Origin of the sequence: Streptomyces sp. NPDC127108 (assembly GCF_042677545.1) — a bacterium.
Lineage (GTDB): Bacteria > Actinomycetota > Actinomycetes > Streptomycetales > Streptomycetaceae > Streptomyces.
Genome location: NZ_JBHXTE010000038.1, coordinates 72432 through 95153 on the forward strand (window position 1 = coordinate 72432; position 22722 = coordinate 95153).

General features: G+C 72.6%; 21 protein-coding genes. 11 read left to right on the forward strand and 10 right to left on the reverse strand.

Annotated features, from left to right (window positions below):
• Positions 1 to 372: 372 nt before the first annotated feature.
• Positions 373 to 1617 (reverse strand): ROK family protein, encoded by a 1245-nt coding sequence (locus tag ACFVHO_RS28710; RefSeq protein ID WP_385720617.1) that lies wholly within the window; start codon positions 1615 to 1617, stop codon positions 373 to 375.
• A gap of 173 nt (positions 1618 to 1790) precedes the next feature.
• Here ACFVHO_RS28710 and ACFVHO_RS28715 point away from each other — a divergent pair, with 173 nt between their 5' ends.
• Together ACFVHO_RS28715 and ACFVHO_RS28720 are read left to right on the forward strand one after the other, a co-directional pair.
• A complete protein-coding gene (locus ACFVHO_RS28715) occupies positions 1791 to 3410 on the forward strand; it encodes a hypothetical protein (protein ID WP_385720620.1) in 1620 nt (539 codons plus the stop codon).
• Entirely contained in the window at positions 3403 to 5418 is a 2016-nt protein-coding gene (locus ACFVHO_RS28720) for a glycogen debranching N-terminal domain-containing protein (protein ID WP_385720622.1), read from the forward strand. Before ACFVHO_RS28715 ends, ACFVHO_RS28720 begins: the two co-directional genes overlap by 8 nt.
• Positions 5419 to 5875: 457 nt before the next feature.
• On the opposite strand, the gene dusB is transcribed toward ACFVHO_RS28720, so the two are convergent.
• Positions 5876 to 7039: a tRNA dihydrouridine synthase DusB gene (gene dusB / locus ACFVHO_RS28725; RefSeq protein ID WP_385720697.1), complete on the reverse strand. Its 1164-nt coding sequence runs from the start codon at positions 7037 to 7039 to the stop codon at positions 5876 to 5878.
• A 50-nt stretch (positions 7040 to 7089) separates the two neighbouring features.
• Positions 7090 to 7986 (reverse strand): helix-turn-helix transcriptional regulator, encoded by an 897-nt coding sequence (locus ACFVHO_RS28730; RefSeq protein ID WP_385720625.1) that lies wholly within the window; start codon positions 7984 to 7986, stop codon positions 7090 to 7092.
• A 101-nt stretch (positions 7987 to 8087) separates the two neighbouring features.
• On the opposite strand from ACFVHO_RS28730, the gene ACFVHO_RS28735 reads away from it, so the two are divergent.
• The 5 genes from ACFVHO_RS28735 to ACFVHO_RS28755 all read left to right on the forward strand — a co-directional run bounded on the left by ACFVHO_RS28735 (position 8088) and on the right by ACFVHO_RS28755 (position 14693).
• Positions 8088 to 9551 (forward strand): MFS transporter, encoded by a 1464-nt coding sequence (locus tag ACFVHO_RS28735; protein ID WP_385720628.1) that lies wholly within the window; start codon positions 8088 to 8090, stop codon positions 9549 to 9551.
• An 84-nt stretch (positions 9552 to 9635) separates the two neighbouring features.
• Positions 9636 to 11096 carry an MFS transporter gene (locus ACFVHO_RS28740; protein ID WP_385720631.1) on the forward strand — a complete coding sequence of 487 codons (1461 nt, stop codon included), beginning with the start codon at positions 9636 to 9638 and terminating at the stop codon, positions 11094 to 11096.
• 108 nt (positions 11097 to 11204) lie between these two features.
• Positions 11205 to 12221, forward strand: coding sequence for an aldo/keto reductase (locus tag ACFVHO_RS28745; protein ID WP_385720633.1), 1017 nt, complete (start codon positions 11205 to 11207; stop codon positions 12219 to 12221).
• A gap of 111 nt (positions 12222 to 12332) precedes the next feature.
• A complete protein-coding gene (locus ACFVHO_RS28750; RefSeq protein ID WP_385720636.1) occupies positions 12333 to 12917 on the forward strand; it encodes a TetR family transcriptional regulator in 585 nt (194 codons plus the stop codon).
• A gap of 105 nt (positions 12918 to 13022) precedes the next feature.
• The gene (locus ACFVHO_RS28755) at positions 13023 to 14693 is read left to right on the forward strand and encodes a GMC family oxidoreductase (RefSeq protein WP_385720639.1); all 1671 of its coding nucleotides are present in this window, start codon (positions 13023 to 13025) and stop codon (positions 14691 to 14693) included.
• A gap of 97 nt (positions 14694 to 14790) precedes the next feature.
• On the opposite strand, the gene ACFVHO_RS28760 is transcribed toward ACFVHO_RS28755, so the two are convergent.
• Positions 14791 to 15003, reverse strand: a complete 213-nt coding sequence (locus tag ACFVHO_RS28760; protein WP_385720640.1) for a hypothetical protein — start codon at positions 15001 to 15003, stop codon at positions 14791 to 14793.
• Positions 15004 to 15079: 76 nt separating this feature from the next.
• The gene (locus ACFVHO_RS28765) at positions 15080 to 16459 is read right to left on the reverse strand and encodes a glycine--tRNA ligase (protein ID WP_385720643.1); all 1380 of its coding nucleotides are present in this window, start codon (positions 16457 to 16459) and stop codon (positions 15080 to 15082) included.
• Positions 16460 to 16673: 214 nt separating this feature from the next.
• Between ACFVHO_RS28765 and ACFVHO_RS28770 the strand changes: the two genes are divergently transcribed.
• From ACFVHO_RS28770 to ACFVHO_RS28785, 4 genes are all read left to right on the forward strand, one after another.
• Positions 16674 to 17681, forward strand: a complete 1008-nt coding sequence (locus ACFVHO_RS28770; RefSeq protein ID WP_385720645.1) for a metal ABC transporter solute-binding protein, Zn/Mn family — start codon at positions 16674 to 16676, stop codon at positions 17679 to 17681.
• 32 nt (positions 17682 to 17713) lie between these two features.
• Positions 17714 to 18490 (forward strand): metal ABC transporter ATP-binding protein, encoded by a 777-nt coding sequence (locus ACFVHO_RS28775; protein ID WP_385720648.1) that lies wholly within the window; start codon positions 17714 to 17716, stop codon positions 18488 to 18490.
• 10 nt (positions 18491 to 18500) lie between these two features.
• Positions 18501 to 19394 carry a metal ABC transporter permease gene (locus tag ACFVHO_RS28780; RefSeq protein WP_385720651.1) on the forward strand — a complete coding sequence of 298 codons (894 nt, stop codon included), beginning with the start codon at positions 18501 to 18503 and terminating at the stop codon, positions 19392 to 19394.
• Positions 19395 to 19498: 104 nt separating this feature from the next.
• Positions 19499 to 19915 (forward strand): Fur family transcriptional regulator, encoded by a 417-nt coding sequence (locus ACFVHO_RS28785; RefSeq protein WP_385720654.1) that lies wholly within the window; start codon positions 19499 to 19501, stop codon positions 19913 to 19915.
• Positions 19916 to 19987: 72 nt separating this feature from the next.
• Here the strand turns inward: ACFVHO_RS28785 and ACFVHO_RS28790 are convergent, their stop codons facing one another.
• From ACFVHO_RS28790 to ACFVHO_RS28810, 5 genes are read right to left on the reverse strand one after another with little or no spacing between them, the layout of a single operon-like run.
• Positions 19988 to 20815 carry an isoprenyl transferase gene (locus ACFVHO_RS28790; protein WP_385720657.1) on the reverse strand — a complete coding sequence of 276 codons (828 nt, stop codon included), beginning with the start codon at positions 20813 to 20815 and terminating at the stop codon, positions 19988 to 19990.
• 33 nt (positions 20816 to 20848) lie between these two features.
• Positions 20849 to 21598 carry a DNA repair protein RecO gene (recO, locus tag ACFVHO_RS28795; protein WP_030357672.1) on the reverse strand — a complete coding sequence of 250 codons (750 nt, stop codon included), beginning with the start codon at positions 21596 to 21598 and terminating at the stop codon, positions 20849 to 20851.
• Between the two features lie 27 nt (positions 21599 to 21625).
• Positions 21626 to 22078: a PIN domain-containing protein gene (locus ACFVHO_RS28800; protein ID WP_385720661.1), complete on the reverse strand. Its 453-nt coding sequence runs from the start codon at positions 22076 to 22078 to the stop codon at positions 21626 to 21628.
• A complete protein-coding gene (locus tag ACFVHO_RS28805) occupies positions 22071 to 22376 on the reverse strand; it encodes a type II toxin-antitoxin system Phd/YefM family antitoxin (RefSeq protein WP_385720664.1) in 306 nt (101 codons plus the stop codon). The genes ACFVHO_RS28800 and ACFVHO_RS28805 overlap by 8 nt, the downstream gene beginning before the upstream one ends.
• Positions 22377 to 22422: 46 nt before the next feature.
• Positions 22423 to 22638, reverse strand: a complete 216-nt coding sequence (locus ACFVHO_RS28810) for a hypothetical protein (protein WP_380857134.1) — start codon at positions 22636 to 22638, stop codon at positions 22423 to 22425.
• Positions 22639 to 22722: the final 84 nt, after the last annotated feature.

Below are 22722 nucleotides of genomic sequence, written 5' to 3' on the forward strand. Positions count from 1 at the left end.
CGAAGGCGTCTGGGTACGTCCACTTGTGGGTCGACCGGGCGTAACCACCCGTCCGCCGCTAGATCGAAAGTGACTCGGGAGTAGCGCAGGTGGCGTAATTGCGTTCAGGACTTGAACGCACAACTCTCGATCACCCGCCATTTTGCTCAGATGAGCGGATCAAACTCAGATGTGAGTTCAGGCCATAAATGATCGAGCGATGGCACTGAGTGCCACCCCTCCGAGAAGTGCAGCCACCCGGAACCCGCTCATCTGAGCGCAAGCCCCATCAAGGGTGGCGAGAATCACGCCGTTTGAAGCGGCCGGATCCGGGCCCGGTCTCGGCATCCGGGCACCTCCGCGCCCCCTCGGCGACACCCCCGCGAAACCGCCTCACACCCCGAGCGCCACGAGCCGCTCCTCCACCCGCTCCGGCGCGTACAGGTGCTCCACGACCAGCGCACCCGCCCCGATCAGCCCCGCGCGGCCCCCGAGCCGCGAGGTGACGATCTCCAGGTGGGCCGTGGAGCGCGGCAGGGCCCGCTGGTAGAGCAGCTCGCGCACACCCGTGAGGAAGGGTGTTCCGGCCAGATCTCCGGCGATCATGAGAACGCCGGGGTTCAGGAGCGTCACGACGGTGGCGAGGACCTCGCCGACCTGCCGCCCGGCCTCCCGCGCGAGCCCCACCGCCTCCGGGTGCCCCGCGGCGAGCAGCTCCCGCACGTCCGAGCCCGACGCGGCCGGCACCCCCGCCGCCGCGAGCCGGGCCGCCACCGCCCGCCCGCTGGCCACCGCGGCCAGACAGCCGTACGAACCGCACTTGCACGGCGCGGCGGCGCTCCCCGGCACCCCGGGCACCCGGATGTGCCCGATGTCGCCCGCGCCGCCGTCGATGCCCCGGTAGAGGGAGCCGTCGACGACGACGCCCGCGCCGATCCCGGTGGAGACCTTGACCAGGGCGAAGGCCGAGCAGTCCGGGTAGTGGGCGCGCTGCTCCGCGTACGCCATGAGGTTCGCGTCGTTGTCGACGAGCACCGGCACCGGGGCGGGCACGCCGCCGTGCCCGGTGTGCTCCGTGAAGGCGCGGCGCAGCCTGCCTCTTATGTCGTAGCCGTCCCAGCCGGGCATGATCGGCGGCTGCACCACCCGGCCGGTCCCGGAGTCGACCGGGCCCGGCACGGCCAGGCCGATGCCGCACACCAAGGCCGCGTCCCTGCCGCTCTCGCGCAGCAGCTCGCCGAAGACCGCGCCGAGCCGGTCGAGGACCCGCTCCGGGCCGTCCTCCACGCGCAGCGCCCCGCCGCGCTCGGCGACGACCTCTCCGGCGAGGGTCAGCAGGGCCGTGCGGGCGTGCCGGGTCTCCAGGTCGGCGGCGAGGACGACGGCGTGCGCGTCGTCGAACTCCAGGCGCACCGAGGGGCGGCCGCCGAGCGGCGAGCTGACCGGGTTGCCCGCGCCCTCCCGCAGCCAGCCCGCGCGGAACAGCCGGTCCAGGCGCTGGCCGACGGTGGCGCGGGACAGGCCGGTGACGCGTTGCAGCGCGCCGCGCGTGGTGGCGCGGCCGCTGCGGACCAGGTGCAGCAGGTCGCCCGCGCTCGCCTGGGCGGCGGCCGGACGTGCCGGAGTCCCGTTCCTCATGCCCACTCCCTGCCCGGGCACGCGGCCCGACAGCCTCTTGCGCTCGTCAACTCGGCGTTACATATTGAGTTTTGCGTGTTGCGCAGACGTAACTCTATGGTGGATGGATCCAAACTGACAGGCTGTCGGGCGCGGCTTCGGCGCGCGGTTCCCACAGCCCCCGGGAGTGCCGCGTGGACCGTACGACCACGACGAGGGCCGCGATCCGGTCCCCTGCCGCAAGCACAGCCGGGCCCTCGGCGCGGCGCGGCGCGGGCCCTCCGCCCGCATCGCACCCCCCGCGGACCCCAGGGGCCCCGCAGGCCGCCCCCGCCGCGCTCCGCGAGCGCGCGGCCCGCGTCCTCGGCGCCAACTGGACCGGCACCTCCACCGTCCCCTCCCGCGCGCTGTATCCCCACCAGTGGTCCTGGGACTCCGCTTTCATCGCCATCGGATTACGCCATCTCTCGCCGCTGCGCGCCCAGTTGGAGCTGGAGACGCTTCTGTCCGCGCAGTGGGCCGACGGCCGCGTGCCGCACATCGTGTTCAACCCCGCCGTCCCGCTCGACGCGTACTTCCCGAGCCCCGACTTCTGGCGCTCCACCACCGCCGGACGCGCGGCGGGCGCGCCGCTCGCCGTGCAGACCTCCGGCATCGTGCAGCCCCCGGTGCACGCCCTGGCCGCCTGGCTGGTGCACCTGGCCGACCCCGGCCTCTCCCGGGCCCGCTCCTTCCTGTCCCGCCTCCACCCGCGCCTCGCCGCCTGGCACCGCCATCTGCTGCACCACCGCGACCTCGGCGGCGCGGGCCTCGCGGCCGTCGTCCACCCCTGGGAACAGGGCATGGACAACAGCCCCTGCTGGGACGGCCCGCTGAGCCGCGTCCCGCCCGCGCGCCCGCACAGCTACCGCCGCGCCGACCTCGACCACGGCTCGCCCCAGGACCGGCCGACGGACCTCGACTACGGGCGGTACGTGCGCCTTGCGACGGAGTACCGGGACGCGGGGTACGGGTACGGGGCCGGGATGCGTGCGCGTGCCGGAACGTCCGGCGGAACCGGCGGGTTCGGATTCGCCGTCGAGGACCCCGCGTTCAACGCCCTCCTCATCGCCTCCGAGCACGCCCTCGCCCGCATCACCGCCGAGCTGGGCGTGCCCGCGACGGCCCGGCACGACCGCGCGGAGCGGCTGACGCGGGTGCTCGTGGAGCGGCTGTGGGACGCGGAGGACGGGATCTTCCGGTGCCGGGACCTGCTGGCCGGGGGGTCCGATCCGGTGACCGGGGGCCCTGGGCGGGCACAGGTCCGCGGCGAGGGCGCGAGCGGGGCGCTCGTGGGTGAGCGCGGGGTCACCGGGCTGATTCCCCTGGTGGTGCCGGGGCTGCCCCGGGACGTCGTCGCCGATCTGGTGCGTACGGCACGCGGCCCGCACTTCGAGCTCGGCGGCCGGGCCCGCCTGGTGCCGAGCCACGATCTGCTCAGCCCCGCGTTCGACCCCCGGCGGTACTGGCGCGGACCCGCCTGGTTCAACACCAACTGGCTCCTGGAGCGCGGCCTTCGGCTGCACGGCGCGCGGGAGCACGCGGACGCGCTGCGCGCCGCCCTCCTCGACACCGCGGTGGCATCGGACTTCGCCGAGTACGTGGATCCGTACACCGGAGACGGCTGCGGCGCCCGCGGCTTCGGCTGGAGCGCGGCACTCGCCCTCGACCTGGGCGTGGCCGCGGCGCACGGCCGCGACATGAGCGACATGAGCGACATGAGCACGGAAACGACAGCGGGGCCTGGTTCGGACGAAGGGGCTCGGAATGACTGACCGGGATCATCGACTGCTGGTACGGGGTGCGACCTTCGCCGCCGTCGGCGCGGGCGGCGACATCCGGGGCGTGCCCGGCGGCACCGCCCCCGACGGGCTGTTCGTGCGCGACGCCCGCCATCTGAGCCGCTGGCAGCTGACGGTGGACGGCGCCGTGCCCGAAGTGCTCACGCCCGCCATCGCGTACGGACCGGACGCGGACGCCGACGTGGCGCGCTGCGTGCTCGTGCCGCGCGGCGGCCGCCAGGAGCCGCCCGCGTACACCCTCTTCCGTGAACAGGCCGTCGTGGACGGCTCGTTGGTGGAGGCGCTGCGGATCACCAGCAACCGGCCCGTGCCGATGACGCTGCTGCTCGCGCTGACCGTCGACGCGGACTTCACCGACCAGTTCGAGCTGCGCTCGGACCACCGTACGTACGCGAAGACGGGGGCCGTGCGGTCGCGGCGGGTGCTGACGGCGGCGGTCGACGGCGCGGCCGGGCCCGACGGGTCCGCGACCGCCCAGCCTCCCCTCCTCGGCGTCGAGTTCGGGTACCGCCGGGGCGACTGGCTGGCCCGCACCACCGTCACCTCCGAGCCCGCGCCGGACGCCGTCGAGGAGACCGGCACCGGCGCGCGCCGCATGGTGTGGACCCTGGAGCTTGCCGCGCACGGGTCGGTCGACATGGCCCTGACCGTCGTGGCCGGGCCGCACGGCGGGCCGCCGCTGCCCGCCCCGCCCCGCTCGCCGAGTGCCGCGCTGCGCCAACTCACGGAGGCACAGGACGAGTTGACCTCCTCCGTGACGCTGCCCGACAGTTGGCCCGAGCTGGCCGCGGCCTGTACGCGCGGCCTCGCCGACCTCGCCTCGCTGCAGGTGCCCGCGCGCGGGCCCGACGGCGAGGAGCTGAGCGTGCCCGCCGCCGGAGTGCCCTGGTTCCTCACCCTGCTCGGCCGGGACGCGCTCCTGACCTCTCTGTTCGCGCTCCCCTACGTACCGCGTCTGGCCGCCGCGACGCTGCCCGCGCTCGCCGCCACCCAGGCCGGCGAGCACACCGAGGGGCGCGTCGCCCAGCCCGGCAAGATCGTGCACGAGGTGCGGCACGGGGAGCTGGCCCACTTCGGCCAGGTCCCCTTCCGGCGCTACTACGGCTCGGTCGACGCGACCCCGCTGTTCCTCGTGCTCCTCGGCGCGTACACCGAGCAGACCGGCGACACCGCCCTCGCCCGGCGTCTTGAGCCGCACGCGCGGGCCGCCGTCGGCTGGATGCTCGACCACGGCGGGCTCACCGCCCGCGGCTACCTGGTGTACCGCGCGGACGAGGGCGGGCTCGCCAACCAGAACTGGAAGGACTCCCCCGGCGCGATCTGCGACGCCGACGGGACCCGGACGCTCGGGCCCGTGATGGCCGCGGGGGCGCAGGGGTACGCCTACGACGCGCTGCGGCGCACGGCGTGGCTCGCGCGGACCGTCTGGGGCGACGACGTGTACGCCGCCCTGCTCGCGCAGGCCGCCGCCGACCTCCGCGACCGGTTCCAGCGGGACTTCTGGATGCCCTCGCGGGCCTTCCCCGCGCTCGCCCTCGACGGGGACGGTGGGCAGGTCGACGCGCTCGCCTCCGACGCGGGGCATCTGCTCTGGTCCGGTCTCCTCGACAAGGAGTACGGCGAGGCGGTGGGGCGGCGTCTGCTCGAACCGGACTTCTTCTCCGGCTGGGGCGTTCGCACGCTCGCCGCCGGGCAGGGCGCCTATCACCCGCTCTCCTACCACCGGGGTTCCGTCTGGCCCCACGACAACGCCCTCATCACCCTCGGCCTCGCCCGCTACGGCCTCCACGACGAGGCCCGTGCCGTCGCCCACGCCCTCGTCGACGCCGCCACCACGGCCTCGGGCCGCCTCCCCGAAGTCCTCGCCGGCTACGCCCGCACGGCCCACCCCGCCCCGGTCCCCTACCCCCACGCCTGCGTCCGCGAATCCCGCTCGGCAGCGGCCCCTCTGGCCCTCCTGACGGCGGTGGGCGGCGCATAGCCCAACACACCGGCAACCAGCGCCCACCTCGGCCAGCCCGCCCCACCCTGCGGGCAGCTGGCCCGCTGCACCCCACCCCACCCTGCCCCCCGCACTGTGGGCAGCTGGGCCGCCCAGAGGGCGATGGGGGCACCCCCTGCTCGAGCGAAGCCGAGAGCTTGGGGGAGGGTGGGCACAGGGCGGGCCCCGCGGCGCCGGGCAACCTGTCCCACCCCCGGGCAACCCACCTGAACGCCGCACGAATCGGCGCCCTCGGCCGGGGCTGTGCCCACCCGTCCCGCCCTGCGGGACGATTGCCCACAGCGCTAGCTGCAGCAGCGGTGCAGTCGGCGTAGCGGACGTCGGGACATGCAAGGAGCAGCGCGGACGCTAGTGCAGGCACGCGTGGTGAAGGCAGGATCGGCGCCAGTTCAGGCAGGCGTGGGACGCCAGTCGGGGCAGGCCTGGGAGGAGCGGGTCAGCCGCCCGAGGTGTCCAGTTCTGCGTCCGGGGAGATGCCCGCGCAGTCGTAGGGGTCCTTCAGCCAGCCGTCCGGCAGGACCACGCGGTTGTTGCCGGACGTGCGGCCCCGGGGGCCGTCGGCGCCGGTGGGCCACGGCTGGTCGAGGTCCAGCTCGCCGAGGCCGTCCTCGAGTTCGGCGAGGGACGACGTGATCGCGAGGCGCTTGCGCATCTCGGAGCCGACCGCGAACCCCTTCAGGTACCAGGCGACGTGCTTGCGGAAGTCGATGACGCCCCGCGCCTCGTCCCCGATCCACTCACCGAGCAGCGCGGCATGCCGCAGCATGACGGCGGAGACCTCACGGAGGGAGGGAGCGGCGGGCGCCCCCGTGCCCTCGAACGCGGCCACCAGGTCTCCGAAGAGCCACGGCCGCCCGAGGCACCCGCGCCCCACGACGACCCCGTCGCACCCGGTCTGCCGCATCATCCGCACGGCGTCGTCCGCCGACCAGATGTCCCCGTTGCCGAGCACGGGAATCTCCGGGACGTGCTCCTTGAGGCGGGCGATGGCGTCCCAGTCGGCGGTGCCACCGTAGTGCTGGGCGGCGGTCCGTCCGTGCAGGGCGATCGCCGTGACGCCTTCCTCGACGGCGATCCGGCCCGCGTCCAGGAACGTGATGTGGTCGTCGTCGATGCCCTTGCGCATCTTCATGGTGACGGGCAGGTCCCCGGCACCGCTCACGGCCTCCTTGAGGATGGCCCGCAGCAACGGCCGCTTGTACGGCAGCGCAGAGCCACCGCCCTTGCGGGTCACCTTCGGGACCGGGCAGCCGAAGTTCAGGTCGATGTGGTCGGCCAGGTCCTCCTCCGCGATCATGCGGACGGCCTTGCCGACGGTCGCGGGGTCGACCCCGTACAGCTGGATCGAGCGCGGCGTCTCGCTCGCGTCGAAGTGGATCAGCTGCATGGTCTTCTCGTTGCGCTCGACCAGGGCGCGGGTGGTGATCATCTCGCTGACGAAAAGCCCTTTGCCGCCGCTGAACTCCCGGCACAGCGTGCGGAACGGCGCGTTCGTGATCCCGGCCATCGGCGCGAGCACGACGGGCGGGCGCACGGTGTGCGGGCCGATGGCGAGAGGCGTCGTCGTCGGCGTCGGTGACGGCGTCAGCGGCTGGGACATCGGGCGGCTCTCCGGGAACGTACGGGAAGGGGGCAAGCCTCCATTGTCCCTCACTCGCGGGACAGCTCCGCCAGTCGCCCGAGCGCCCGCTCCGTCTCCTCGTCGGCGGGAACGTACGCCACGAGCCGGTGCGCCTGCGGCTGCGGGGCCATCCACAGGTTGCGGTGCTCCAGGCTGAGCAGCCCCACCTCGGGGTGCAGGTACCGCTTGACGTGCGGCGACATGGTCGCGACCTCGTGCCGCCCCCACAGCTCGCGGAACTCCGCCGACTCCGCGAGCAGCCCGTCGAGCCGCTCCTTCCAGGCGGGCTCGGCCACGTGCTCGGCCATGCCCACGCGGTACTTGGCGATCAGGTCGCGCAGCATCTCGTCCCGGTCGAGGAACGTCTCGCGCCAGTGCGCGCTGGTGGTGAGCAGCCACAGGCAGTTGCGCTCGCGCGGCGGCAGCTCGGTCAGCTCGCCGAAGACCTGGGCGAAGGGGCGGTTGTGGGCGAGGACGTCGTAGCGGGCGTTCTGCAGGGTGGCGGGGTAGGGCGCGATGGTGTGCATCAGGCGCAGCGCGGTCGGGGAGAGCAGCGGGCAGTCGTAGTCGGGGCGCTGGTCGATGACGCCCGCGAGCACGAAGAGGTGGGCGCGCTCGGTCGGGTCCATGAGCAGCGCGCGGGCGATGGCGTCGAGGACCTGCGCGGAGACCCGGATGGCCCGGCCCTGCTCCAGCCACGTGTACCAGGTGACGCCGACCGCGGCGAGGTGCGCGACCTCCTCGCGGCGCAGTCCCGGCGTGCGGCGCCGGGCCCCGCGGACCAGGCCCACCTGTTCCGGCGAGATGCGCTCGCGGCGGCTGCGCAGGAAGGCGGCGAGTTCCTGGCGGCGGATGTCGGGGGCGGTCGCGGGGGCGGCGTGGGTTCCTGCGGGGGCCGCGACGGCGGGCTCTGCGGTAACGGTCACACCCCCAGGCTGCCGCACCCCTCACCCCGTTTCCAGGTGCGCCTGCTACCAGGATAAAGAGACTCTGGTACCCCCCTGGGCGCCCGCCCATCGTCGTATCCGTGACTTCCACGACCAACGGCACCCAGCCCCGCACACCTGCCGCTCCCCTCTCCTCTCTCTCTTCGCATCCCCCGAAGGCCCCCGCCCTCACCCCCCTGGGCCTCGTCACCGTCCTGCTCGGCGCCGCCCTGCCGATGATCGACTTCTTCGTCGTCAACGTCGCGCTGCCCGACATCGAGTCCGACCTGAACGCCCCCGCCGCCACCCTGGAGATGGTCGTCGCGGGCTACGCCGTCGCGTACGCCGTCCTGCTCGTCCTCGGCGGGCGGCTCGGCGACACCTACGGGCGGCGGGGCCTGTTCCTGTGGGGCGCCGTCGCCTTCGGCGTGACCTCGCTGGCGTGCGGGCTCGCGCCGACCGCCTGGTGGCTTGTGGCGGCGCGGGTGGCGCAGGGCGCGGCGTCGGCGCTGATGCTGCCGCAGGTCCTCGCCACGATCCACGCGACGACCAGCGGGGAGCGCCGTGCCCGGGCGGTGTCGCTGTACGGCTCCGTCGGCGGGGTCTCGATGGTGCTCGGGCAGATACTCGGCGGCGTCCTGGTGGCGGCCGACCTGTGGGGCACCGGCTGGCGCATGGTGTTCCTGATCAACGTGCCGGTGGCCGCGCTCGCCCTGGTGCTCGCCGTGCGCTCGGTGCCGGACAGCCGCGCGGAGCGCCCGGCGCGCGGGGACCTCGCCGGCACGGTCCTGCTCGCCGTGGCGCTGACCGCGTTCCTGCTGCCCCTCACCGAGGGCCGGGCCGCGGACTGGCCGCTGTGGTCGATCGTCACCCTGGTCGCGGCACCCTTCCTGATGTGGGCGTTCGCGGTCGTGGAGCGCCGTGCGGAGGGCAGCGGCGGCAGCCCGCTCCTGCCGCCGTCGCTGATGCGCGAGCCGGGCGTCCGCCGGGGGCTGCTCATCGGCCTGCCGATCTTCATCGGGTTCAGCGGCTGGATGTTCGTGAGCGCGGTGACCCTCCAGGAGGGCCTCGGGTTCGGGGCGCTCAAGGCGGGCCTGACCCTGATCCCGATGGGCGTGGCGCAGTTCACCGCGTCCCTGCTCGCGCCCCGCCTGGTGAACCGGCTGGGCAGCCGCGCCCTGACCCTGTGCGCGCTGGTCCACGGCGCGGGCGTCACCGTCCTCGCCCTGACCGTCCTGTGGGCGCCCTGGTCCGCGCTCACCCCGCTCGCCCTCGCTCCGGGCCTGGCCCTGTGCGGCTTCGGCCAGGGCGTCCAGCTGCCGCTGTACTTCCGCATCCTGCTGTCGGCCGTCCCCGCGGCGCGGGCGGGCGCGGGCAGCGGGCTCGCGGCGACGGCGCAGCAGTCGTGCCTGGCCGTGGGGGTGGCGACGCTCGGGTCGCTGTTCCTGGCCCTGCACTCCGGGGTGGGTCTGCGGGAGGCGTTCGCGACGGTCCTGGCCGTCCAGCTCGCCGGGCTCCTCGGCCTCGCCGTGCTGAGCCTGCGGCTGCCGCGCGACCTCGGCTGACGCCCGGCGGGCGCGGGGTGCGCCCCCTGGGGCGCCGCATCCCGTCCGAGGCGGGGCACGCCGCCTGGGGATACCGTCGACCGTATGCCCGAGCTCAGCCACCGGCGCCGGATGCTCGTGCTCGCGATCTGCTGCATGAGCCTGCTGATCGTGAGCCTCGACAACACCGTCCTGAACGTGGCGCTGCCCACCATGCGCCGCGAGTTCGACGCCGGGGTCTCGGGCATGCAGTGGACGATCGACGCCTACACCCTGGTCCTGGCCTCCCTGCTGATGCTCGCGGGCTCGACCGCGGACCGCATCGGCCGCCGCAAGGTGTTCCAGGCGGGCCTGCTCGTGTTCACGCTCGGCTCGGTCCTGTGCTCCCTCGCCCCCAACCTGGAGTGCCTGGTGGCGTTCCGCATGGTCCAGGCCGTCGGTGGCTCGATGCTCAACCCCGTCGCCATGTCGATCATCACGAACACCTTCACCGAGCCGCGCGAGCGGGCCCGCGCCATCGGTGTGTGGGGCGGTGTCGTCGGCATCTCGATGGCGGCGGGCCCGCTGGTCGGCGGCCTTCTCGTGGACTCGGTGGGGTGGCGGGCGATCTTCTGGGTCAATCTGCCGGTGGGCCTCGCGGCTCTCTTCCTCACCACGCGCTACGTCCCCGAGTCCCGCGCCCCGAAGCCCCGCCGCCCCGACCCCGTCGGGCAGCTCCTGGTCATCGGCGTGCTCGGCGCCCTGACGTACGCGATCATCGAGGCGCCCACGGCGGGCTGGACCTCGCCGCTGATCATGACGTTCGCCGCCATCGCGGCCACCGCGTTCGCGGGTCTGCTCCTGTACGAGCCCCGCCGCGCCGAACCCCTCATCGACCTGCGCTTCTTCCGTTCGGCGCCGTTCAGCGGCGCCACCGTGATCGCGATCGCGGCGTTCGCGGCCCTCGGCGGCTTCCTGTTCCTCGCCACCCTCTACCTCCAGGACGTACGCGGTCTCGACGCGCTGCACGCCGGTCTGTGGATGCTGCCGATGGCGGCCATGACGCTGGTGTGCGCGCCGCTGTCGGGGCGTCTCGTCGGGGCCCGGGGGCCGCGTCCCTCGCTCCTGATCGCGGGCGTGGCGATGACGGCGTCCGGGGTGCTGTTCGCGGCCTTCGAGGCGGAGAACGCGGTCCCGACGCGCGTTCTCGCCTACGTCCTGTTCGGCCTCGGCTTCGGCTTCGTCAACGCGCCCATCACCAACACGGCGGTCGCGGGGATGCCCCGCGCCCAGGCGGGCGTCGCCGCCGCCGTCGCCTCCACCAGCCGCCAGATCGGCCAGACCCTCGGCATCGCGGTGATCGGCGCGGTCCTCGCGTCCGGCGTCGCGGCGGCCCACACGGATTCGTACGCGGCCGACTTCACCGAGGCGAGCCGCCCCGCGTGGTGGATCATCGCGGGCTGCGGCGCGGCGGTCCTGGCCGTCGGGGCACTGACCAGCGGGGCGTGGGCGCGCGGGACGGCACGGCGGACGGCGGAGCGGCTCACCCCGAGTGACAGGTTACAGAAAACAGATAACAAAACTTGAAATCTGTCAGCGAGGGGTGCATGGTGGAAGCACGCCCACTCCGTGAGGGAGCACCTCGACCCCGCGGCCGGGCGCCCCCTCCGACCAAGCAAAAGCCCTGGAGTCCCCATGCGCACCCTGAAGCTCGGCACCACCGGCCCCACCACCTCCGCCCTCGGCCTCGGCTGCATGGGCATGTCCGCGCTGTACGGCGAGGCCGACCGCACGGAGTCCATCGCGACGATCCACGCGGCCCTCGAAGCGGGCGTCACGCTCCTCGACACCGGCGACTTCTACGCGATGGGCCACAACGAACTCCTCATCGGCGAGGCCCTGCGCACCGCCCCCGCCGCCCACCGCGAACAGGCCCTGACCAGCGTGAAGTTCGGCGCCCTCCGGGACCCCGACGGCGGCTGGTCCGGCTACGACGGGCGCCCGGCGGCGGTGAAGAACTTCGCCGCGTACTCGCTGCAGCGCCTCGGCGTCGACCACATCGACGTCTACCGCATCGCCCGCCTCGACCCGGACGTCCCCGTCGAGGAGACCGTCGGCGCGATCGCCGAGCTGGTCGAGAAGGGCCACGTGCGCCACATCGGCCTCTCCGAGGTCAGCGCCGAGTCCCTGCGCCGCGCCGCCGCCGTCGCCCCCATCTCGGACCTGCAGATCGAGTACTCCCTGATCTCCCGCGGCATCGAGGCCGAGATCCTGCCCACGGCCGCCGAGCTCGGCATCGGCGTCACCGCGTACGGCGTGCTGTCCCGCGGCCTGATCTCCGGGCACTTCGAGCGCGACCGGCAGCTCGCCGCGAACGACTTCCGCGGCATGAGCCCCCGCTTCCAGGGCGACAACCTGCAGCGCAACCTCGACCTCGTCGACGCCCTGCGCAAGATCGCCGAGAGCAAGGGCGTGAGCGTCGCGCAGACCGCGATCGCCTGGGTCCTCGCGCAGGGCCCGCGGTCCGGCGCCTCGATCGTGCCGCTGGTCGGCGCCCGCCGCCGGGACCGGCTCACCGAGGCGCTCGGCGCCCTGGACGTCACGCTCGACGACGCGGACCTCGCCGCGATCGAGCAGGCCGTCCCCACCGACGCCGTCGCGGGCGCCCGCTACCCCGAGTCGCAGATGGCGCACCTCGACAGCGAGCACTGACATGTCCGGGCACCGGCGCCGTCAGCCCGGTCGGCGCCGCCGGTACTGGCGGATCCGTCAGGCCTGTCGGCCCTGTCAGGTCCGCCAGTCGCGACAGGTACCTTCTTGACCATGGCTACGACCGAGACCCTGACCGCCGAGCGCATCCTCGCCGCGACCGAGGAGGTCCTTCGTCGGCACGGCGCCGCCAAGGCGACCGTGGTGGACGTGGCCCGCGTGCTCGGCGTCAGCCACGCCAGCGTGTACCGCCACTTCCGCACGAAGGCCGCGCTCCGCGAGGCGGTCACCAAGCGGTGGCTGGACCGGACGTCCGACGCCCTGTCCGGCGTGGTCGACGCGGACGGGCCCGCCGAGGACCGGCTGCGGCGCTGGCTGGCCGGGCTCTTCGAGGCCAAGCAGCACAAGGCGGGCGACGACCCCGAGCTGTTCGGGACGTACACGGTCCTGGTCGGCGAGGCCAGCGAGGTCGTCGACGAGCACATCGCGGACCTCACCGGACAGCTCTCCGCGATCGTCCGACAGGGCGTCGAGGGCGGCGAGTTCACCCCGTCCGACCCCGACGTCACGGCCCGCGCCCTGTTCGAGGCCACGGCCCGCTACCACGACCCGGCGTACGCACCCGACTGGTCCCGCGCGGGCGCCGAGGAGGCCTTCACGGCGCTGCTCGACCTGCTCGTACGGGGGCTGCGTCCCTGACGGAGACGCCCGGAAGAGCGCCCGATTCCCCCGTTCCGCTGACCCGCCCCCACCCCTCCTGATTCCCTGAACCCCGGCACACCCGTGGGACATCAGGAGGCTGAAGTGGCGTCAGGGGCAAGCGAGTTGGCGGAGTCGGGGCGGATCGAAGCCGACTACATAGTCGTCGGCGCCGGGTCGGCCGGGTGCGTGCTCGCCGCCCGGCTGAGCGAGGACGCCGACACCAGCGTGCTGCTCCTCGAGGCGGGCCCTCGGGAGACGAAGGCGGACCTCGCGACGCCCTTCGCGTGGCCGTCGCTGTTCGGCTCGGACGTGGACCACGGCTACGCCTCGGTGCCGCAGCCGGGCCTCGGCGGCATCGCCCCGCCCTGCCCGCGCGGCCGCACCCTCGGCGGTTCCAGCGCCATCAACGCGATGGTGTTCCTGCGCGGCCACCGCGCCGACTACGACGCGTGGGCGGCGGCGGGTTGCGAGGGCTGGGGGTTCGACGACCTGCTGCCGTACTTCCGGCGGATGGAGACGGTGCCGGATTCCGGCGCGGGCGCTGGTGCGGATTCCGGCGCGGGCGCCGGTGCGGATTCCGGCATGGGCGTCGGTGCGGGTTCCGGCATCGGCGGCGGTGCGGGTTCCGACGCGAACTCGGGTGCGGACACCCGCTTTCGCGGTGACGCCGGGCCCCTGCGCCCCGCCCCCGTCCCCGACGCCGACGTCAACCCGCTCTCGCGCACCTTCGTCGACGCGGCCGTGGCCGCGGGTCACCCCCGCACCGACGACTTCAACGGCCCCCGCCAGGAAGGCGCGGGCCTGCACGACCTGACGGTCACCGACGGGGTCCGGCAGAGCGCGGCCGACGCCTATCTGCACCCCGTCGCCGCGCACCGGCCCCGGCTGACGGTGTCCACGGACTCCCGCGCGCACCGCCTGCTCTTCGACGGCGACCGGTGCACGGGCGTGGAGTTCACGCGCGGCGGCGAGACGGTACGGGCGTACGCGCGCGCCGAAGTGATCCTCAGCGCGGGCGCGGTCGACTCGCCCCGGCTCCTGCTGCTGTCCGGCATCGGCCCGGCCGACGAACTGCGCGAGGCCGGGATCGAGGTGCGCCACGATCTGCCGGGGGTGGGCCGGGCCCTCCAGGACCATCCGCTGTGCGGGCTCGTGTACGCGACGGAGAAGCCGATACCGGCGGGCCGCGCCAACCTCTCGGAGGCCTCCCTCGCCTGGCGCAGCGACGCGTCCCTGCCGGGGCCCGACATGCAGCTGATGTTCATCCATGTGCCGTACCACCCGCCGACGATGGCGGCGCCGGTGAACGGCTTCACCCTCGGCGTGGCCACGGTGCCGCGCGCCCGGGGCTCGGTGCGGCTCGCCGACGCCGACCCGGCATCGGCGCCGCTGATCGACCCGGGGTATCTCGGGGACGAGTCGGACGTGCGGCGGATGTTGCACGGGCTTGAGGTGGCGCGGGAGATAGCGGCCGCGCGCCCGTTCGCCGAGTGGGGGGCGCGTGAGGTGCTGCCGGGCGCCGGGGTGACGGACGCGGCGGGACTGCGGGGGTTCCTCTCGGCGGCCACGGGGCCGTACTTCCATCTGGCGGGGAGCTGTGCGATGGGCACGGGGCCGGAGGCGGTGGTGGGTCCTGACCTCCGCGTGCGGGGGGTCACGGGTCTCAGGGTCGCGGACGCGTCGGTGATGCCGGGCATCGTGTCCGTCAACACGAACGCCGCTGCGCTGGTCATCGGGGAAAAGGCGGCCGACCTGGTCCGCAGCGGTGGATAGGTGCGCTGCCACTCGCCGTGGCGGCTCGGCTGCGTTTCCGAGTGCGGGTGCCTCGTGGCTGGTCGCGCAGTTCCCCGCGCCCCTTACGGGGCCCGGCCTAGCCGCCCGCCCCCGTCGGATCCACCGTCGCCTGATGCTCCTGGGCCAAATGTTCCTCGGCCTTGAGCCACGGCAGGAACTGCGCCTTGCGGCTCCAGCCGCAGGTGTCGCAGGTCAACTGCCGCTGTACGCCCGCCTTTTGCACATGGACGACGTGTTCGCGCCCATGCTGGTCCCATCTGCTGACCTTGCTCGTGGTCGTCGAAGGCATGGCGCCCAGTGTGCAGCAAAGGCCCCCGGTTCCGTGGCCGGAACCGGGGGCCTTGACGTCAAAGAAAGGGTGAACGTCAGCAGCCGACGAGGCGCGTCGCCAGGTAGCCCTCGATCTGGTCGAGGGAGACCCGCTCCTGCTTCATGGTGTCGCGCTCGCGCACGGTCACCGCGTTGTCCTCCAGGGTGTCGAAGTCGACCGTCACGCAGTACGGCGTGCCGATCTCGTCCTGGCGGCGGTAGCGGCGGCCGATGGCGCCCGCGTCGTCGAACTCGATGTTCCAGTTCTGCCGGAGCGCCGTCGCGAGACCCTTGGCCTTCGGGGACAGCTCCGGGTTGCGGGACAGCGGCAGGACGGCGACCTTCACCGGGGCGATGCGGTGGTCGAAGCGCATGACCGTGCGCTTCTCCAGCTTGCCCTTGGCGTTGGGGGCCTCGTCCTCGACGTAGGAGTCGAGCAGGAAGGCGAGCATCGTGCGGCCGACACCGGCGGCGGGCTCGATGACGTACGGAGTCCAGCGCTCGCCGGCCTCCTGGTCGAAGTAGGAGAGGTCCTGGCCGGAGGCCTTGGAGTGCGCCGAGAGGTCGTAGTCGGTGCGGTTGGCGACGCCCTCCAGCTCACCCCACTCGGAGCCGCCGAACTGGAAGCGGTACTCGATGTCGGCGGTGCGCTTGGAGTAGTGGGAGAGCTTCTCCTTCGGGTGCTCGAACCACCGCATGTTCTCCTCGCGCAGGCCCAGGCCGGTGTACCAGTTCCAGCGCTGCTCCATCCAGTACTCCTGCCACTTCTCGTCCTCGCCCGGCTTGACGAAGAACTCCATCTCCATCTGCTCGAACTCGCGGGTGCGGAAGATGAAGTTGCCGGGCGTGATCTCGTTGCGGAAGGACTTGCCCATCTGGGCGATGCCGAACGGGGGCTTGCGCCGGGAGGTGGTCTGCACCTGGGCGAAGTTGGTGAAGATGCCCTGGGCGGTCTCGGGCCGCAGGTAGGCGACGGAGCCGCTGTCCTGGGTGGGGCCGAGGTGGGTGGAGAGCAGGCCGGAGAACTGCTTGGGCTCGGTGAACTGGCCCTTGGTGCCGCAGTTGGGGCAGTTGATGTCGGCGAGGCTCTCCGGGGCGCGGCCCTTCTTCTCCTCGAAGGCCTCCTCCAGGTGGTCCGCGCGGAAGCGCTTGTGGCAGGAGGTGCACTCGGTCAGCGGGTCGGTGAAGGTGGCGACGTGGCCGGAGGCCTGCCAGACGTCGGTGGCCAGGATCACGGACGAGTCGATGCCGACGACGTCTTCCCGCGAGGTGACCATGTAGCGCCACCACTGGCGCTTGAGGTTCTCCTTCAGCTCGACGCCCAGGGGTCCGTAGTCCCAGGCGGCTCGCTGGCCGCCGTAGATCTCACTGCACGGAAAGACGAAGCCTCGGCGCTTGCTCAGGCTGACGATGGTGTCGATCTTGTCGGCGGCCACGGTGCTCTCTTCATTACGACGACGGCGAAGCCACGCTTCAGGGCTGACGAAGCGCATGCCTCAGGAGCGAATGCTTCAGATTACCGGCGGCCGTACCCCTCGGATCAAATCGGTTCGGGCACGGGCCGGTTCCCGCTGTCGCCGAGCGCGAGCAGACGCGTACAGATCGACACTTTGTTGACAACCGTTTCCAAGTTTGTTGAAAATGACTGTCATGAACGTACGACGCCTCATACCCACCGCCGCCCTCGCGACCGCCACGGTCCTGGGCGTCACCGCCCTGTCCGGCTGCTCCTCCGACGCGGCGGACAAGAACAACGAGGGCAAGCTGGACGTGGTGGCGTCGTTCTACCCGATGGAGTTCCTGGCCAAGGAGATCGGCGGTGACGACGTCGAGGTCACGACGCTCACCGAGCCCGGCCAGGAGCCGCACGACCTGGAGATCAGCGCCAAGCAGACGGCGCAGCTGGAGAACGCGGACGCCGCGCTCTTCCTGAAGGGACTGCAGCCCTCCGTGGACGAGGCCATCGGCCAGTCCGGCATCAAGACCAAGATCGACACCGCCTCGCTGACCAGCCTGGAGAAGCACGGCACCGAGGTCGGCGGGCACGCCGAGGAGCACGACGAGCACGGCGAGGGCGACGAGCACGGCTCCGAGGAGGAGCACGGCCACGAGGGCCACACCCACGAGACCCCGGGCGGCAAGGACCCCCACATCTGGCTGGACCCGGTGCGCTACGCCGAGGTCGCCGAGGGCGTCGGCAAGGCCTTCGCGAAGGCCGACCCGGACCACAGGGCCACGTACGAGAAGAACACCGCCGCCCTGGTGAAGCGGCTCAAGGGCCTGGACACGGACTTCAAGAACGGCCTGAAGAACACCGACGGCAAGGTCTTCATCACCACCCACGCGGCCTTCGGCTACCTCGCCGAGCGCTACGGCCTCACCGAGGAGGCCATCTCCGGCCTGGACCCGGAGAGCGAGCCGAGCGCGAACCGCGTCAAGGACCTCCAGGAGATGGCGAAGGCCGACGGCGTCACCACGGTGTTCTACGAGACCTTGGTCAGCGACAAGACCGCGAAGACCCTCGCGAAGGACGCGAAGCTGAAGACCGCCGTGCTCGACCCGATCGAGGGCATCACGGACAAGTCGAAGGGCGACGACTACATCGAGGTGATGCGGTCCAACCTCGCCGCCCTGCAGAAGGCACTCGGCACCAAGTGACCACCACCGGCCCGTCACGAGAGGCAGCCGCCATGGCCGACGCCAAGAGCGAGCCCGTCATATCCCTGCGCGCGGTGACGGCGGAGCTGGGCGGCCGCCCGGTGCTCCGCGGCATCGACCTCACCGTGGCGCGCGGCGAGGTGGTCGCGCTGCTCGGCGCGAACGGCTCCGGCAAGTCCACGGCCGTGCGCACGGTCATCGGGCAGGTCCCGGTCACCGGCGGCGCGGTGGAGATCTTCGGTACGCCGCGGCGGCGCTTCAAGGACTGGGCGCGGGTGGGCTACGTCCCGCAGCGCACCACGGCCGCGGGCGGCGTCCCCGCGACGGTCACCGAGGTCGTCACGTCCGGGCGGCTCTCGCGGGCCCGCTTCGGCGTCCTGCGCAAGGCCGACCGCGAGGCCGTGGCGCACGCCCTGGAGCAGGTCGGCATGGCGGACCGCGCCAAGGACTCCGTGAGCGCCCTCTCCGGCGGCCAGCACCAGCGGGTCCTGATCGCCCGCGCCCTGGTCTCCGAGCCCGAGCTGCTGATCATGGACGAGCCGATGGCGGGCGTCGACCTGGCCAGCCAGGAGGTCCTCGCGGCCACCCTGCGCCACCAGGTCGAGCAGGGCGCATCGGTGCTGCTCGTGCTGCACGAGCTGGGGCCCCTGGAGCCGCTGATCGACCGCGCGGTGGTCCTGCGCGACGGCTGCGTGCTGCACGACGGCCCGCCGCCCAAGGCCGTCGGCCAGCACGCGCTGCCCGGCCACGACCACGTCCACCCGCACGACGCCGACGCGGCCCCGGTCCGCACCGGCCTGCTCACCTGAGGACCCGGCGATGGAATTCCTGAACTACGAATTCATGCAGCGGGCGCTGCTCGCCGCCGCCCTCGTCGGCGTCACGGCGCCCGCGGTCGGCATCTATCTGGTGCAGCGCCGCCAGGCCCTCATGGGTGACGGAATCGGCCATGTCGCGATGACCGGGGTCGGCCTCGGCTTCCTGCTCTCCACCTCCCCGGTGTGGATGGCTACGGCGGTCGCGGTGGTCGGAGCTGTCGCGATGGAGCTGATCCGCTGGTACGGCAAGACACGCGGCGACATCGCCCTCGCGATGCTGTTCTACGGCGGCATGGCGGGCGGCGTGATGCTGATCAACCTCGCGCCCGGCGGCTCGAACGCCAACCTGAGCTCCTACCTCTTCGGGTCCCTGTCGACGGTCTCCGAGGAGGACGTGACGGCGATCTGTCTGCTCGCCGCGTTCGTGGTCCTCGTCACGGTCGGGCTGCGCCGCCAGTTGTTCGCGGTGAGCCAGGACGAGGAGTTCGCTCGTGTGACGGGTCTGCCGGTGCGGGCCCTGAACCTCCTGACGGCCGTGACGGCGGCGGTCACGGTCACCGTCGCCATGCGGGTCGTGGGCCTGCTCCTCGTGTCGGCGCTCATGGTGGTGCCGGTCGCTGCGGCACAGCAGCTCACCCGGAGCTTCGCGGCGACGTTCGCGATCGCGGTGGCCATCGGGGTCTCCGTGACGCTCGGCGGCACGGTCACGTCGTACTACCAGGACGTGCCGCCCGGAGCGACGATCGTGCTCCTCACGATCGGCGTGTTCATCGTGCTCACGCTGCTCGCGACGCCCCTCGCGCGCAGACGCGCACGGGCCTCGGCGGCGCGCGAGACGGCGTGCACGGCGGACGTGCCGGGTGCGCGGGGCGCGTCGGACGAGGTCACTGTCTGAGATCACTCTGGTCACCGTCCGGCAGCGACCTGGCACAATGGCCGGGCGAGAGACGACGCACCACGAAAGTGCGGACGAGTGCTGACGAGTGCTAGGAGGCACCTGTGACGACCGCTGCGGGACCCCCCGTACGAGGCCGGTCCACCCGGCAGCGCGCCGCTGTGGCGGCCGCGCTCGACGAGGTGGACGAGTTCCGCAGTGCGCAGGAGCTCCACGACATGCTCAAGCACCGCGGTGACTCCGTGGGCCTGACGACGGTCTACCGCACGCTCCAGTCCCTCGCCGACGCCGGCGAGGTCGACGTGCTGCGCACCAACGAGGGCGAGTCGGTCTACCGCCGCTGCTCCACCGGCGAGCACCACCACCACCTGGTCTGCCGCGTCTGCGGCAAGGCCGTGGAGGTCGAGGGCCCCGCGGTGGAGAAGTGGGCGGAGACGATCGCCGCGGAGCACGGGTACGTGAACGTGGCGCACACGGTCGAGGTCTTCGGCACATGTGCGGACTGCGCGCAGAAGAAGTAGCTCCGCCCCGCAGACGTACGAAGGGGCCCGCACCGCCGGTCGGCGGTGCGGGCCCCTTCGCGTACGCGCCGTCTAGCTGTTGGCGATCTGCTCCTCGTTCGGGATGGCCCCGCCGAAGCGGCGGTCGCGCGAGGCGTACTCCAGGCAGGCGCGCCACAGGTCGCGGCGGTCGAAGTCGGGCCACAGGACGTCCTGGAAGACCATCTCGGCGTAGCTGGACTGCCAGATCAGGTAGTTGGACGTGCGCTGCTCGCCGCTCGGGCGCAGGAACAGGTCCACGTCCGGCATGTCCGGGTAGTACATGTACTTGGCGAAGGTCTTCTCGTTGACCTTCGACGGGTCGAGCCTGCCCGCCGCCACGTCCCGTGCGATGGCCTGCGCGGCGTCGGCGATCTCGGCGCGGCCGCCGTAGTTGACGCAGAAGTACAGCGTCATGGCGTCGTTCTTGACGGTCTGCTCCTGGGCGACCTGGAGCTCCTGGACGACGGACTTCCACATCTTGGGCATACGGCCCACCCAGCGGATCCGGATGCCCAGCTCGTCCATCTCGTCGCGCCGCCGCCGGATGACGTCACGGTTGAAGTTCATGAGGAAGCGGACCTCTTCGGGGGACCGCTTCCAGTTCTCCGTGGAGAAGGCGTACAGGGACAGGTTCTTGACGCCCATCTCCAGGCAGCCCTTGAGGACGTCGAGGACGACGCCCTCGCCGACCTTGTGCCCCTCGGTGCGCGGCAGGCCGCGGTCCTTGGCCCACCGGCCGTTGCCGTCCATGACGACGGCGACGTGCTTGGGGACCAGCTCGCCGGGGATCTTCGGCGGACGCGCGCCGGAGGGGTGCGGCTCGGGCACCTTGTACTCGCGGCGGCTCCGTCCGAGGATTCCGCGTCGTGCGACTGCCATGAGGGACTCTCACTCCTAGCTGAGCTTGCTTGGTCAGTTCTTCTCTACGTACCGCAGTGAGCGCAGGCCGCGCTCCATGTGCCAGTGCAGATAGGCCGATACGAGCCCGCTGCCCTCGCGGGCGTGCCGGGCCTCGCAGGAGTCGGCCGTCGCCCAGTCACCGGTCAGCAGCGCGCCGAGGTGCGTCAGGGTCTCCGCCGACGGCACGACGCTGCCCGGCACCCGGCAGTCGGCGCAAATCGAGCCGCCCGCGGCGACGGAGAAGAAGCGGTTGGGGCCCGGCAGGCCGCACTTCGCGCAGTCGTTGAACGTGGGCGCGTAGCCGTTCACGGCGAGGGAGCGCAGCAGGAACGCGTCGAGGACGAGGTGCGGTTCGTGTTCGCCGCGGGCGAGGGTGCGCAGGCCGCCGACCAGCAGCAGGTACTGCTGCACCGCGGGCTCGCCCTCGTGGTCGGTGAACCGCTCCGCCGTCTCCAGCATGGCCGTCCCGGCGGTGTACCGGGCGTAGTCCGTCACGATCCCGCTACCGTACGGAGCGATCGTCTCACTCTGCGTGCACAACGGGAGTCCGCGGCCGACCAGTTCGCTGCCCCGCGCGAAGAACTGCACGTCCACGTGCGAGAAGGGCTCCAGGCGCGCCCCGAACTTGGACTTCGTCCGCCGCACCCCCCGGGCCACGGCCCGCACGCGTCCGTGCCCGCGCGTGAGCAGCGTGATGATGCGGTCCGCCTCACCCAGCTTCTGGGTGCGCAGCACCACACCGTCGTCACGGAACAGGCTCATGGGGCCATTCTCGCGTACGGCGCACCCTCACAGGTCGTCGGGGAGAAGCCGGAAGGCGGTGTGCGCGGTGAGGGGGCGCATCATGCGGAAGTGCGTGTCCGTGGTCAGCATGTCGGCCGTCTGGAACGCCGCCGCGAGCGCGACGTTCATGGCGTCCGCCAGGCCGACGCCCTTGCCGCCCGCCGCATCCCCGTAGCCACGCATCACCGCCATGGCACCGCGCAGGTGCGGGAAGGTCTCCGGGATCTCGAAGCGCCGCGCCTCCGCCTGGCGCGCGATGAAGTCCAGGGCGGTCATGGACGCCTGGGCGCCGACCCGTTCGGTCAGCAGGTAGTCCAGCTCGGTGAGGACCATGGGCGAGACCACCAGGTGCCCGACGCGGGCCAGCGCCGCCTTGTGGGCGGCGTGGCGGGGATCCTTCGGCGTGAACAGGCGGTACAGCGCGTTGGTGTCCGCGATCGCCACGGGCACGTCAGACATCCGCCGCTCCCCCGGTTCCACCCATGCCGCCCATGCCGCGCAGGGTCTCGTCGATCTCGTCGTCGGTGAGCGCCGGGCCGTCGAGGTCCGGGAGGTCGAGCGGCCCCATCCCGTCCGTCCGGAACGGGTACGAGGGCCGCCCCAGACGGCCGCCCCTCGGCACGATGTCCCCTATCGGCACGCCGTCCTTGGTGATCGTGACCGTCTCACCCGCCGCGACTCGGGCCATTACGCGGGAAGTCTGCTGGTTCAGCTCCCGCAGGGGGACCTCTTCGCCGCACTCCATGTCTCCAGCCATACTCCGAGCGTACTACTCGTTCTACACCCCGGCGCGCTGTCTCCCGTCAAGGCACCTCACCGCGGCTGCGGGCGTTCGCGTACGCCGTCGCCGCGCGCAGCCGCTCCGCGCTCGTCGCCGTCCTCAGCACCTCCGGCGAGCAGTCCCACTCCCGGCCGCCCCCGTACGGCCGCAGCTGTACGTACGGCCCCTCGTGGCCCATCACCCGGCCCACCCGGCCCGACCTCGTGTCCACCGCGTACGTGCCGATCGGCAGCCTCATGACGCCCGCACCGCCCCCCGGCCGCGCCCGGCCGCTTTCGGCGAAGAAATTCCTGTCAGTTCCGGGGCGGCGCGCAATTCTTCC

What these genes read in the sequence shown, in the direction of transcription:
- ACFVHO_RS28740 (WP_385720631.1), top strand. Translation starts at nt 9,636, where the DNA reads ATGCCCGAGCTCAGCCACCGGCGCCGGATGCTCGTGCTCGCGATCTGC.
- recO (WP_030357672.1), bottom strand. Translation starts at nt 21,598, where the DNA reads ATGAGCCTGTTCCGTGACGACGGTGTGGTGCTGCGCACCCAGAAGCTG.
- ACFVHO_RS28810 (WP_380857134.1), bottom strand. Translation starts at nt 22,638, where the DNA reads ATGAGGCTGCCGATCGGCACGTACGCGGTGGACACGAGGTCGGGCCGG.
- ACFVHO_RS28790 (WP_385720657.1), bottom strand. Translation starts at nt 20,815, where the DNA reads ATGGCAGTCGCACGACGCGGAATCCTCGGACGGAGCCGCCGCGAGTAC.
- ACFVHO_RS28720 (WP_385720622.1), top strand. Translation starts at nt 3,403, where the DNA reads ATGACTGACCGGGATCATCGACTGCTGGTACGGGGTGCGACCTTCGCC.
- ACFVHO_RS28800 (WP_385720661.1), bottom strand. Translation starts at nt 22,078, where the DNA reads ATGTCTGACGTGCCCGTGGCGATCGCGGACACCAACGCGCTGTACCGC.
- ACFVHO_RS28710 (WP_385720617.1), bottom strand. Translation starts at nt 1,617, where the DNA reads ATGAGGAACGGGACTCCGGCACGTCCGGCCGCCGCCCAGGCGAGCGCG.
- ACFVHO_RS28750 (WP_385720636.1), top strand. Translation starts at nt 12,333, where the DNA reads ATGGCTACGACCGAGACCCTGACCGCCGAGCGCATCCTCGCCGCGACC.
- dusB (WP_385720697.1), bottom strand. Translation starts at nt 7,039, where the DNA reads ATGTCCCAGCCGCTGACGCCGTCACCGACGCCGACGACGACGCCTCTC.
- ACFVHO_RS28770 (WP_385720645.1), top strand. Translation starts at nt 16,674, where the DNA reads ATGAACGTACGACGCCTCATACCCACCGCCGCCCTCGCGACCGCCACG.
- ACFVHO_RS28775 (WP_385720648.1), top strand. Translation starts at nt 17,714, where the DNA reads ATGGCCGACGCCAAGAGCGAGCCCGTCATATCCCTGCGCGCGGTGACG.
- ACFVHO_RS28780 (WP_385720651.1), top strand. Translation starts at nt 18,501, where the DNA reads ATGGAATTCCTGAACTACGAATTCATGCAGCGGGCGCTGCTCGCCGCC.
- ACFVHO_RS28745 (WP_385720633.1), top strand. Translation starts at nt 11,205, where the DNA reads ATGCGCACCCTGAAGCTCGGCACCACCGGCCCCACCACCTCCGCCCTC.
- ACFVHO_RS28805 (WP_385720664.1), bottom strand. Translation starts at nt 22,376, where the DNA reads ATGGCTGGAGACATGGAGTGCGGCGAAGAGGTCCCCCTGCGGGAGCTG.
- ACFVHO_RS28760 (WP_385720640.1), bottom strand. Translation starts at nt 15,003, where the DNA reads ATGCCTTCGACGACCACGAGCAAGGTCAGCAGATGGGACCAGCATGGG.